The organism is Pseudomonas sp. HT11 (assembly GCF_044875395.1).
Lineage (GTDB): Bacteria > Pseudomonadota > Gammaproteobacteria > Pseudomonadales > Pseudomonadaceae > Aquipseudomonas.
The window spans coordinates 685,949-698,583 of sequence record NZ_CP173217.1 but is presented as its reverse complement, the minus strand read 5'-3'; the positions used below and the strand labels follow the sequence as shown (position 1 = coordinate 698,583).

General features: G+C 63.2%; 8 protein-coding genes and 2 pseudogenes. 9 read left to right on the top strand and 1 reads right to left on the bottom strand.

Annotated elements, in window-relative coordinates; translation table 11 throughout:
- Positions 1-20 precede the first annotated feature (20 nt).
- The 9 genes and pseudogenes from cbiE to ABWL43_RS02970 form a co-directional block, all read left to right on the top strand.
- A complete protein-coding gene (gene cbiE / locus ABWL43_RS03010; protein WP_404486660.1) occupies positions 21-1,226 on the top strand; it encodes a precorrin-6y C5,15-methyltransferase (decarboxylating) subunit CbiE in 1,206 nt (401 codons plus the stop codon).
- A complete protein-coding gene (locus tag ABWL43_RS03005) occupies positions 1,223-1,942 on the top strand; it encodes a cobalt-precorrin-6A reductase (protein WP_404486658.1) in 720 nt (239 codons plus the stop codon). The genes cbiE and ABWL43_RS03005 overlap by 4 nt, the downstream gene beginning before the upstream one ends.
- Positions 1,943-2,451: 509 nt before the next feature.
- Complete coding sequence (locus tag ABWL43_RS03000) at positions 2,452-2,847, top strand: DUF2946 domain-containing protein (protein WP_106577683.1); 396 nt, start codon at positions 2,452-2,454, stop codon at positions 2,845-2,847.
- Between the two features lie 46 nt (positions 2,848-2,893).
- Positions 2,894-3,376, top strand: a complete 483-nt coding sequence (locus ABWL43_RS02995) for a copper chaperone PCu(A)C (protein ID WP_369301531.1) — start codon at positions 2,894-2,896, stop codon at positions 3,374-3,376.
- A gap of 64 nt (positions 3,377-3,440) precedes the next feature.
- Entirely contained in the window at positions 3,441-3,803 is a 363-nt protein-coding gene (locus ABWL43_RS02990; protein WP_404488358.1) for a DUF2946 domain-containing protein, read from the top strand.
- A gap of 93 nt (positions 3,804-3,896) precedes the next feature.
- Positions 3,897-5,957: a TonB-dependent copper receptor gene (locus ABWL43_RS02985; RefSeq protein WP_404486655.1), complete on the top strand. Its 2,061-nt coding sequence runs from the start codon at positions 3,897-3,899 to the stop codon at positions 5,955-5,957.
- Positions 5,958-6,073: 116 nt separating this feature from the next.
- Complete coding sequence (locus ABWL43_RS02980) at positions 6,074-7,456, top strand: PepSY-associated TM helix domain-containing protein (protein WP_404486653.1); 1,383 nt, start codon at positions 6,074-6,076, stop codon at positions 7,454-7,456.
- Between the two features lie 14 nt (positions 7,457-7,470).
- Positions 7,471-7,598 (top strand): annotated as a pseudogene (locus tag ABWL43_RS02975) (iron ABC transporter substrate-binding protein); the annotation flags it as partial.
- Positions 7,585-7,952 (top strand): annotated as a pseudogene (locus ABWL43_RS02970) (FecCD family ABC transporter permease); the annotation flags it as partial. The pseudogenes ABWL43_RS02975 and ABWL43_RS02970, both read left to right, overlap by 14 nt.
- A 7-nt stretch (positions 7,953-7,959) precedes the next feature.
- Here ABWL43_RS02970 and ABWL43_RS02965 read toward each other — a convergent pair.
- Positions 7,960-12,534 carry a hypothetical protein gene (locus ABWL43_RS02965; RefSeq protein WP_404486651.1) on the bottom strand — a complete coding sequence of 1,525 codons (4,575 nt, stop codon included), beginning with the start codon at positions 12,532-12,534 and terminating at the stop codon, positions 7,960-7,962.
- Positions 12,535-12,635 lie beyond the last annotated feature (101 nt).

Sequence of the window (12,635 nt, the reverse complement as noted above, 5' to 3'; positions counted from 1 at the left end):
ATGTCGTTCAAGGAATTGATATGTCGCCCTGGCTGACGGTAGTAGGCATCGGTGAAGACGGCTTCAAGGGGCTGGGCAGAAACGCCCGGCACGCCCTGTTGCGCGCCTCCCGGATTATAGGCGGCCAGCGTCAGTTGGACCTGTTGCCGGTGTGTATTCGTGGTGAGCGGCAGTTGTGGCCAAGCCCGTTTTCCCTGGCGCCCGTGTTGGCGCGACGCGGCGAGCCTGTGTGCGTGCTGGCCAGCGGCGACCCGATGTTCTATGGCGTGGGCGCCAGTCTGGCGCGCCAGGTGGCGGCTGAAGAGTTGCTGGTTTTACCGGCGCCGTCGTCGGTGTCGCTGGCGGCGGCGCGGTTGGGCTGGCCATTGCAGGACGTGGTGACGTTGTCAGTGGTTGCGCGGCCGCTGGCGGCGCTGCATGCGCAGCTGGCCAGCGGCGTGCGGTTGCTGGTGTTGAGCAACGATGGCCGCAGCCCTGCGGCGATTGCTTCGCTGTTGGTTGAGTCCGGGTTTGGGGCCAGCCGTGTCAGTGTGTTTGAACACTTGGGCGGCGCGGATGAACAGCGCATTGACGGGCTGGCGGTTGATTGGCCACACGCCTCGGTTGCGGATTTGAATCTCGTAGCCATTGACTGCGTGGCCGACGCCAACACGCCGCGCCTGTCGCGCCTCGCCGGCCTGCCGGACTCAGCCTTCAAACACGACGGCCAACTGACCAAGCGTGACGTGCGCGCCATGACGCTCGCCCGCCTCGCACCGATGCCCGGCGAGTTGCTCTGGGACGTAGGCGCGGGCAGTGGCTCCATCGGCATCGAATGGATGCGTGCCCATCCCAGCTGCCGCGCGCTGGCGATTGAAGCCGACGCAGGCCGTCAAGGCCTGATCGAACATAACCGCGACGCCCTTGGCGTGCCCGGTTTGCAATTGATTCGTGGAAAGGCGCCGGACGTGCTGCACGGACTGGAAGCACCGGACGCGATCTTCATCGGTGGCGGCGTCACCCGTGATGGCGTGCTCGACATGTGCTGGCAGCACCTGCGCCCCGGCGGCCGTTTGGTCGCCAATGCCGTGACGCTGCAAAGCGAAATGACCCTGATGGCCTGGCGCGCAGAGCACGGCGGCGAGCTGACCCGCATTCACGTGGCCCAGGCCCAGCCACTGGGCGAGTTCGACACCTGGCGCCAGGCGTTGCCGATAACCCTGTTGGAAGTGGTCAAGCCGCTATGAAACGCATCCTGCTGTTGGGTGGCGTAACGGAAGCGCTGGCCATCGCCCGCACGCTGGGGCCGCAGCATATCTACAGTTTGGCCGGTGTGGGCCGTGTGCCTACCGATCTCCCCTGCCACGTGCGCGTCGGTGGTTATGGCGGGGCTGAAGGCCTGGCGCAGTTTGTTCGCGATGAAAATGTCAGCTTGATCCTCGACGCCACGCATCCCTATGCGGCTCAGATCAGTGGCAACGCCGCCCTGGCTGCGCAGTTGTGCGACATTCCTTGCTGGGCCTTGCGGCGACCCGCGTGGCAGCCGCAAGCCGGGGATGACTGGCGTGAGGTCAGTGATTGGGCCGAGCTGATTGAAGCGTTGAAACCCTTCAAGCGCCCGTTGTTTACGCTGGGGCGCGAGCCATTGCAGCACCTCGATGAAATCCCCGCCGATCAGTTCTGGACGCTGCGCGCCCTGGATGTGTATCCCGGCAATGCACGCTGTGAAGTGATCGGTGCACGTGGGCCGTTTCTGATCGAAGACGAGCGCGCATTGTTTGAGCGGCGTGGGATTGATGTGTTGATCAGCAAGAACAGTGGCAGTGCGGCCACTGAGCCGAAGCTGGAAGTGGCGCGGGAGCTGGGACTACCGGTGCTTGTCTTGAAGCGCCCCGTGTTGACTGCGGTAGATCGAGAATTCACCACCGTGGCTGCGGTGCTACAGGCAGTCAACACGCTCTAAATACCCCCTTTCCAATGTGGGAGCGGGCTTGCTCGCGAAGGCGGTGGGTCAGTCAATAAATCACTGGCTGACCCACCGTTATCGCGGGCAAGCCCGGCTCCCACATTTGGAGTGTGGCGGGCGCAAAATGTTGGTCAGGCACAAATAGGTGTGGGAGCTGGCTTGCCTGCGATGGCGGTGGGTCAGTGAGCCTGGCCGTTACTGATACACCGCCTTCGCGAGCAAGCCCGCTCCCACATTTGGTTTGTGGCGGGCGCAAAATGTTGGTCAGGCACAAATAGGTGTGGGAGCTGGCTTGCCTGCGATGCGGGCGACTCGGTCTTCCAGCCACGCCAAGGTGATGCCATCGCAGGCAAGCCAGCTCCCACAGGGTTAAGATTGGCAATCTGTGGTTCCCGACTATCATGAAGGCAACCACTGCGACACCAAACCACACCGCCCTTTTTTACTTATCCCCACCGATCAGGCTAAATACGCACCTGATCGCTTAACCCTACGGATTGTCCGCCATGGCCCGTCAACGCTTTGCAATTGTGTGGATCGCCTGCTTTGCAGTGCTGTTCAACGCCTTTGCCATGCCGATGGCGAGTGCGATGCAGCAGTCCAGCGACCCTGTTCAGCAATTGCTGTGGGGCAGCTTTTGCTCCTCCAATGGCGCCAGCCTGAAGACCATTGCCCTGGGCAAGCTGGACATTCCGGCGCCGCAGCAGGACGACCACTCCACCATGCAGCACTGCTGGTGTTGCTCGGGCTCACCGCCTTTGGTGGCCTTGCCGGGGCATGTGCCGCAGTTGTATCTCACGCGTTTTGCGGCGGCGCAGAGTCTGCCGCCGCCTTCATTGCAAGCCCCTACCCCGCGCCAGCAATGGCCGAGCCTCAACCCGCGCGCGTCTCCAACGGTCTGATTTCTTCGCAAGTGAACTGCGTTTAGAACCGTTCTGGAGAACTGCCATGCTCAAATCTTCCCTGCTTCTGGCTGCGTTGTTGCTGCCGGTGTGTGTTGCTGCGAATGCCGATGACTACAAGGCCGGCGACCTGCTGGTCAGCGATCCCTGGTCACAGGAGCTGCCACCGAATGCGCCGACCGTCGCTGCGTATTTCGTGATTCATAACACCGGCGAAACGCCGGACCGCTTGCTTGGCGTCGAGACGCCGGTAGCGGATAAGGCCGAGCTGCACGAGCATGTGATGCAGGGCGACCTGATGAAGATGCAACAAGTGCCCAGCGTTGCCGTGCCGGCCAAAGGGGATCTGACCTTCGCGCCAATGGCCTATCACGTGATGCTGCTGGGCCTCAAAGACCGCAGCCGGCTGGCCGACGGCAAGCAATTCCCACTGACCCTGACGTTCGAAAAAGCCGGCAAGGTTGAAGTGGAAGTTTCGGTGCAGAAAACGCCGCCAGCGGCTGGCCACGAGTCTATGCACGCGCAATAGGCCAACCTCGATGGGCGCCCCTCGCGCCAGGTTATCCGTGCAACGCCGCAAGCCCCCGGGGTTGATGCGCGCCAGCTGGATCAGCCTGTTCGCCATGCTGATGATCTTTATCGGTCCGCTGATTTCCCAAGCGATGCCGATGGATCATCACGCCGGTATGTCGATGGACATGTCCATGGACATGCCCAGCTGCCATGGCGATGCACCGCAACACAGCAAAGCGCCTGACGAGCACCACGTGCTTTGGGAAAAGTGCGGCTATTGCAGCCTGCTTTTCAGTTGCCCGGCCCTGCCCGGCAGCGTGTCTTATGTCACCCTCGCCACCGCGCCGCCGGCCAACGCCCTCACCCCCGCCCCACGCCTGGGCCATGCCCGGCGGAGCATTTTCCCCGGCGCGCGCAGCCGCGCGCCCCCCATCACCGCGTAAGCATTTCACCGCGTTACTTCACACCGGCCGACTTTAGACAGACAGCCGCAGGCTGCTGGCCGTGTTGTTTACGAATGATTGATGGAATTTTTCATGTCCAGGTTTTCTGCTGACACCCGTATGGGATGTACCCCCGTTTTCGCTGTTCTGTGTGGCGCGCTGTTGGTGCCACAGGTACACGCCGATGATCATGAGTTAAGCCCCACGGTGATCACCGCGATTGCTCCCAGCTCGCCGCTGACCGTGATCACCAACCCCAAAGACCCACGCCAGCCGGTGCCGGCCAGCGATGGCGGCGACTACCTCAAGACCATTCCTGGCTTCGCCCTGGTGCGCAACGGCGGCACCAATGGCGACCCGGTGCTGCGCGGCATGTTCGGTTCGCGCCTGAATATCCTCACCAATGGCGGCATGATGCTCGGCGCCTGCCCAGGCCGGATGGACGCACCGACCTCCTACATTTCGCCGGAAACCTACGACAAGCTCACCGTGATCAAAGGCCCGCAAACCGTGCTCTGGGGCCCGGGCGCGTCGGCCGGCACCATTCTGTTCGAGCGTGAGCCGGAGCAGTTCGGCGAGCTGGGCACGCGGGTCAACGCCAGCGTGCTGGCCGGCTCCAACGGGCGCTTCGACAAAGTCATCGATGCCGCCGCCGGCGGGCCGCTGGGCTACGTGCGCGTGATCGGCAACCAGGCACACGCCGATGACTACAAGGACGGCAACAACGACACGGTTGCCTCGCGCTACGACAAGTGGAACGGCGACGTCGCCGTCGGTTTTACCCCCGACGCCGACACCCTGCTGGAACTCACCGCCGGCCGTGGCGATGGCGAAGCGCGTTACGCCGGGCGCGGCATGGACGGCTCGCAGTTCCTGCGCGAAAGCCTGGGCCTGCGCTTCGAAAAATCCAACATCGGCGAGGTGCTGGATAAGGTCGAAGCCCAGGTCTACTACAACTATGCCGATCATGTGATGGACAACTACAGCCTGCGCACGCCGTCCGGCACCGGCATGATGGCAGGTCCCATGGCCTCCAACGTCGACCGCCGCACCCTCGGCGCGCGGATCAAGGCCACCTGGCGTTGGGCCGACGTGCAACTGATCAGCGGCCTGGACGCGCAGACCAACGAACACCGCCAGCGCAGCAGCATGGGCATCGACACCTACAAGGATCTGCCGCGCAACAGGGACGCCAACTTCCACAACTATGGCGTGTTCGGCGAACTGACCTGGTACGCCGCCGACCGTGATCGCCTGATCACCGGCGCGCGCCTGGACCGCGCCTCGGCCAAGGATTTTCGCCAAAGGACCGGTTCAGGAATGATGTCCCGCCCCAACCCGACCGCCGACGACACCCGCGCCGATACGCTGCCGTCGGGCTTTGTGCGCTATGAGCACGACTTGGCCGACAGCCCCACCACCGTCTACGCCGGGCTGGGCCATTCGGAACGTTTCCCGGATTACTGGGAGCTGTTTTCCCCTAAGACCGGCGCGGTCGGTTCAGTGAATGCCTTCGAGGGTGTGAAGCCGGAAAAGACCACCCAACTCGACTTCGGCGCGCAGTACAAAACCGCTGACGTAGAAGCCTGGGCCTCGGCTTATGTCGGCCAGGTGCGCGACTTCATCCTGTTCGACTACAAGCCCGGCATGATGGGCACCACCTCCCAGGCGCGTAACGTCGATGCACGGATCATGGGCGGCGAACTCGGCGCGGCCTACAAGTTGACCCGCCACTGGAAAGCCGATGCCAGCCTCGCCTATGCCTGGGGCAAGAACACCAGCGACGGCAAGGCCCTGCCGCAAATGCCGCCGCTGGACGCGCGTTTCGGCCTGACCTACAGCGAAGACGACTGGAGCGCCGGTGCCTTGTGGCGCGTGGTTGCAGCGCAAAACCGCATCGACCAAAACAAGGGCAACGTGGTCGGCAAGGACTTCGACAAAAGCGGCGGCTTTGGCGTGTTCTCGCTGAACGCGGCGTACCGCATCAATAAGCACTTCAAGGTCAGCACCGGTGTCGACAACCTGTTCGGCAAGGCCTACGCCGAGCACTTGAACCTGGCCGGCAACGCCGGGTTCGGCTATCCGGCCAGCGACCCGCAAGCGATCAAGGAACCGGGGCGCACGCTCTGGACCAAGGTGGACATGAGCTTCTAAGAGCTTCGCGAGCAAGCCCGCTCCCACACTTGGAATGCATTTCAAATGTGGGAGCGGGCTTGCTCGCGAAGGCGGCATAACCGACAAAAATTTTTAAAGCCTTTGCGGAGCACCCGATGACCACTCAAAAGATTTCCTTCTACAACCTGGCCTGGCGCTGGCACTTCTACGCCGGGCTTTTCGTCGCGCCGTTCATGGTGCTGCTAGCCCTCACCGGCATCATCTACCTGTTCAAACCCCAGCTCGACCCGCTGATGTACGGCGAGCTGCTCACCGTGCAAAGCGCCGAACACGCCCTGAGTGCCGACGAGCAATTACAGCGAGCGCAGGCAGCCTTTCCCCAAGGCAAAATCAGTAAATACCTGCCACCGGCCGACGCCACCAGCAGCGCGCAGTTCGTGATGCATGACAACGGCCGCGAAGTGACCGTATTCGTGGACCCGTACCGCGGCACTGTGCTTGGCGAACAGGATGCCAACTACAACCTGCAAGCCATCGCCCGCGCACTCCACGGTGAGCTGATGATCGGCACCGTCGGCGACCGCCTGGTGGAACTCGCCGCCGGTTGGGGCGTGATGCTGGTGGTGTCCGGCCTGTACCTGTGGTGGCCGCGCGGCAAGTCGTCCGCCGGGGTGTTGTGGCCACGGTTCAACGCGCGTGGGCGCGTGTTCTGGCGCGACATGCACGCCGTCGCCGGTTTCTGGGGGGCGGCGTTTTTACTGGTGATGCTGCTCAGCGGCATGACCTGGACCGGCTTCTGGGGCAAGCAATACGCCGCGTTGTGGAATCGCTTTCCGGCGGCGATGTGGAACAACGTGCCGCAGTCGGATCAGCAGGCGCGCAGCCTCAATACCGCCAGCCAGCAAACCGTGCCGTGGGCGATGGAAAACACGCCGATGCCGATGTCCGGCGACCACGCCGAACACATGAACCACGGTGCCATGCAGTCGGGCCCGGCCGCGCCGACCGTGCGCTTGCAACAGGTGGTCGATCTGGCCAATTCACGCAAGGTTGAGCCCGGTTACAGCATCACCTTTCCGAGCACCGCCGACGGCGTGTTCACCGTCGCGGTGTTCGCCAACGACCCACGCAACGACGCCACCCTGCACGTGGACCAATACACCGGCAAGGTGCTCGCCGATGTGCGCTGGGAACACTACAACACGCTGGCGCGCGCCACCGAGACGGGTGTGATGCTGCACGAAGGCAAGATGTTCGGTTGGGTCAACCAACTCATCGTGCTGCTGATCTGCCTGATGATTTTGCTCAGCGCGGTGAGTGGCGTGGTGATCTGGTGGAAACGCCGGCCTGCCGGTGGCCTGGGTGTGCCGCCGCTGCGCCATGACGTGCCGAAGTGGAAAACCGCGATGGTGATCATGCTCGCGCTGGCGATCATTTTCCCCTTGGTCGGCGCTTCATTGATCGCGGTGTGGGCCCTGGATCGGCTGGTGTTGGCGCGTATGTTCAACCAACGTGAATCCACCTCAGGTTCTGCATGAGGCAGGCGAGATGCGCCACCCTGGACGACACCTACAACGACCTGCGCAACCTGGGCAGGATCTTCGACGTGCAGGACGCACCAACGCGTTGATCGCGCAAATGCAAGCGCAAGTTGCCCAGGTGCAAAGGGCTGTTGTTGCTGCTGAGCATGGCGCGCCCGCTCAATGCCTTGATGGCCAGCGAACAGACCCTCGGCCTCAACGCACGCACTGTGCGGTTGAAGGTGTTCCTGGTCGCCTCGTTGATGGCCGCAGTGCTGGTGTCGATCAGCGGCTCCATCGGCTTTGTCGGGCTGATGGTGCCGCACATTGCCCGGCGTCTGGTCGGCGCCGAGCATCGGCGTCTATTGCCGGTGTGCGTGCTGCTGGGCAGTGTGTTCCTGTGTGGGTCGACGTGGCCGCACGCACGCTGATCGCCCCCGAGGACTTGCCGATCGGCGTGGCCACGGCGGCGATTGGCGGGCTGTTTTTTATCGGGCTGATGCGCAAGCGCTGATAACACCTCAGAGTTCGTCCTTGTCCCGGCCGTACTCGACGTCCAGCGGATCAGGTTCAGCCTGCAGGTTGGCTTGCCACGCCTTGCCCAACACCCCTGCGCGGGTCCAGAAGGCGTCGGTTTCCAGCACCGCCAGCTGGCCGGCCGCCCACAAACCGCTGACCAGCGCGCTGGGCAAAACCGACGCACCGGCACTCAGCAATTGCGTCTCGGCCGCCGTGAAACCGGGCACATACTTGAGCAGTGCGCCGCCCCGGCACGTCAGGTACACACTCTCGGCGACCGGGCGGTTGATCTTGACGATATCCAGGTACGACCTCAGCTCGTTGCCGGAGACAAAATTGTTCAGCAGCTTCACTTCCTGAGCTTGCAGGTCCGGCACAGCAGCCATGCCTTTGTAGAAGGCCTGCACGGCGTTAACGGCGTAGCCGAACAGAGGGTGCGCGACCGTGACCTCAAGCCCGGCGCGCTCGAACCGGAACAGTTTCACAATCGTGTCCTGCAGCCAGGCGTGGCGGTCCTCTACGGGTTCAAGTGGCACAAACCCGGTAATCCCGGGACAGGTCAGCACCGCGCCCAGGTATTCGACGCCCTTGAATGGGCCCACCTGTTTGCGAGCCCAGCGCGCCGCGTCATCGGCATGGCTGAACAGCGGCCCGCAAAACGACAGCAAGTGAGGGTTGTGTTCGAACGGCCAGGGTTCGGCATTGGGCTCCCACTGCGCCGTTACGGTCTGCTCCTTGCCCCACACGGTGCTGCGCACCCGCACCTCCAGCGCGCCCTTGGCAGCCAGTTCTTTGACAAAACTTGCGACGGTCGAGCCGCCCTCAAGCAGACGCCGGCCGATGGCGCCCGCCTGGCTGAGCATTGCGTAGGCCAACTGCCGGCCATTTTTATCGACCACATAGCTGAGCAGCGCACCGTCGGCACACAGCAGGTAAAGCGGCAAGCCGCGGCTTCTGGACAGACTGCCGAGGAAGCCGACGCCACCGGCCAACGCCTGGGGAGTGAAGAAACTGGTGGCCATGGCATCGCTGGACGGCGCAATCGCAGCGGTAGAGGCGCACAAATACAGGCCATCCAAGCCATAGCCCTGGGGCAGCAAGCCGTCGGCAAAAACCTGTTCTAGCCGCGTGTAATTCCCGCGTACCAGCGGCAGAGTAGTCATGTAGGCATTTTTATTGACGGACTTGAGCACGTAACCGAACTGTACCTCTGGCCGGGGCGATGCCAATCGTTGTGCATAACGTACGGCGTCGTCGGCGCGGGCAAAGATCGGGCTGCACGGTGCATCGGCGAATACCTGCTTGATCTCCAGGGCCGGCAGTGTCGCCAGATTCGCCACGAAAGGCGCGCTCAAGCGCCGGGCAAACCCCCACAACGCATTGCCCTTGACGACGCGCAGGTCGCCGGCCTTGGCGACCTGGCCGACGAAGTCACCCGGCAGCAGGGTACCGGCCCGCAGTTGGCGTTCGACCTCGGTGTCTACTTGGTTGCCGTTCAGTGGGTTCAGTGGCACCAGACGCGCTTTGAGCGCCGCTTCCTCCACCGAGCCGGTCAACTGGTAACGCAGGATCGTGCCTTGGGGCCCGAACAGGTATTCGCGCTGTATTCGAGGATCACGGTGCAACAGGTTCGACAGCACTGCGGTGGGCAGCATGCTCTGGTAGATAGCCTTTTGGTCGGCAGCTACCAGCATTTGCGTCTCCTCGCCAAGCACCGAGCGGTAGCGCGCAACGATGGTGCTGCCATGGGGATAAAGCCCGCCAGTGACGGCGACATCGGGGTATACCCAGTTCAGCGCAAAACCCTGGGGCGGCACGGCCAATGGGTCGGTCGCCACGTACATGCCATCCGCCTGCCGCAGCAGCACCCCGCCATAGGTGCGGCGGCGTCCCTCGCCGATAATGTCGGCGGCATAACGCGCCGCATCATCCGCGTCGGCGAAGGCCGGGCTCAATCGGCGTCGAGCCAGGTGCTCGTAGCCGGCCCAGGTACGCGATACCACTCCCGGAGTGTCCCAGCACTGGCTGGTATGAATCACCTTGAGTTCACCTCGGTCGGCCCAGTCCCGGACAAAGGCTTGCGTCGTTTTCTGGCCCGAGGCCAACAAGCGTTCGTCATCCTCAAGGAGCCTGTCCACCGGGCCGCCACTTCCCACGTTGAACGGCAGCGACACGTACCGCAGCAAGGCGCCCTCCTGGGTCGAGAAGTACACCGGCAGGGTGGTGCCATTGTTGTATTTCTCGCCTGCACGCTTGGTGTCATAGAGGGCGACGTACAGCACCTTGGGCATCACGAAGTAGCGGGTCAGCCAGGCTGTCGAGGCCGGCACGCCCGCCGGTTGCCACTGCTGCGAACGAAACAATGCGCACAGAACGAACCCGTCCGGAAACTGGAAATCGCCGCCCGCGATCGGGGTAAACACACGGTTGAGCTTGAACAGGGCACTCTGGTCGCCGACACCTGCAACCTCGCTCGCCAAGTACTGCTCGGTGTCCTTGTGCTTGAGAATAAAACCGAAGTAGGCCTGCTCGGCGAGGTTGCGCCCATGAACCCGTGCGTGAAGGTTGCGAGCGGCCGCATCAGCGCTGTCAAACAGCGCGCCGTAGGTCGCGTAGTCAGGCGCGCCGACTCTTGGCGCATAGTCAAAATACGCCGTCCAGTCGTCATAGACCGGTGAGCGCGGGCCCCACAACGCGTTGCCCAGGATCACCCGCAAATCACCGGCTTCGGCCAGCACGATGACCCATTGCGCAGGCTTGACCTGCCCGCTGTCCAGCCGTTGCTGAGCGGAACTGCCACCCGGTTGCGGCGCAGTATGGGTCAGCAGCCGTTGCTCAGCGCTGGAAGAACTGGGCGTGTACGCCAGTAAACAATCCTCGGCGGCCGACAGATAGGCCGGCTGCCCGTGACTGATCACATCGTGGATCTCATCGGCGGAAAAAACCTGCAGGTTGATCAGCGCGTCTTCACGGCTCCAGCGCCGCTGCGCCACCCAACCGGGGTCGACCATCGACAGCGCGGGGTGCGAGCCGTAACGCCCAAAAACCTGATAGGGCTCAGGCGCAATCAACGGGCCTTGCCCATCCGCAGGAAAAAACAGCAGCTGGGCAAACGGGTTGGCATCACTTGCCTCAGGCTCGGTGATAAAGAAACGTCCCTTATCGTCTTTGAGCACGTAGCCGCCATAGGCACGCTCGCGTCGCCGCCCTATCTGCTCGTGCGCATACACCGCTGCATCGTGAGCCGAAATAAAGGCGCGGCTCAACACGGCCCGATATGAACCGTCCAGCACCGCCGACCGGTTGTCCACCGGGCCGAGGGTTCGCCAGAGCAACCCCGCCGCCACTACCGACACCGTCGTTGAGGCAATCACCCGGCGCACATAGCCACGCGGGCTCAGCATGCCGGCCAGCAGCGCGGCCTGGGCGCCGTTGTCGTCACCATCGGCGCCAGCCAGGTCGGTCGCAGAACCGGGCACTTGCAGCTTGAGCAGCGCGCCATCCGACGCCTGCTGATACAGATGCAGCCCACGCGTCTTGTCCTGCAGCGCCAGGGTCGCGCGTGACTGGGTGATAGCGGCAGCCACTTCGGCCGGGGTAAAGAAAGTGGAATACAGCCAGGGTTCACGTGCGGGAATGTCAGCGGCCAAAGGCGTGGCGCGGTAGTAGATAGCCTCCAGTCGAAAGTTGGAGGGCAGGCGTAACTGGCCATCGGCGCGCAACGGGAACCGTGCAGCAGGAGAGAACAACGGCGTGCCAAGTTCCTCGGGGTAAGTGGCCACGTACGCTTCGCCGCGCGTGTGCTTCAGCACAAAGCCCTGGGCTGAGCCTTCAGGGAACAACGCGCGCGCGGCCATCAGCGCCAGCTCTGCGCGCTCGAAGACCGGCGTGCAGAACGGCTGTTCCTCTGTCACCTGGGTGACGGCCGTGTTGATCCGCCAGCCGTGCTTGACCCGTCCGCGCACGCCTCCCCAGTGAGCATTGGCCACCACCACGCGCAAATCGCCAGCTTGCGCGGCCTGCCAGATCAACGACTCGAAGTCCGCAGAGGGCGCGAATGGCTCCTCACCGACAATGCGCTTTCTCAATAGCACTTCGGCCGCCGAGCCACTGCTCACGTATTTGAGCAATGAGCCTTCGGGGCCGCACAGATAGTGCGCCGCCACTGAACGCCGGTGTTCGATGATAAAACGCAGATCGGCAGGCGAGAAAAAACTGACGAACACCGAGGCCTGCTCATCGCTCATGCCGGGGTTGTGCAGCTTCACCTGCGCCATGTCCGGCGGGTGGGAGTGATAGAGCGCCTCGCAGGTATAGCCCTCGGGGGCGATGAAATTATCGTCGGCGTCGGTGGCCAGCACGATCCGATGATCGAAGGTGACGTGCTGGTCGGCCATGGGCGTTGTGGCAAACCAGTGGTGGCCCTGCTTGAGGATCGCGCCACCGAATTCCTTGTCGGCCGATGCGTAATCGGTCTGTTCGTAGGCCCAACGCGCGGCATCGTCCGCGCTGATAAACGGCGGGCTCAAGACCGGCAGGGTCGGCTGCGGCGCAGCGACTCGGGGGGTACGTGGCATACATTCAGTCCTTGGAAAGTGAGGAGCGCTCACTGTTGCACCAACGAGATTCCAGGCGGCGCTAGATAGTTGTCGACCACAGCACCACTTCAGCGCACCCC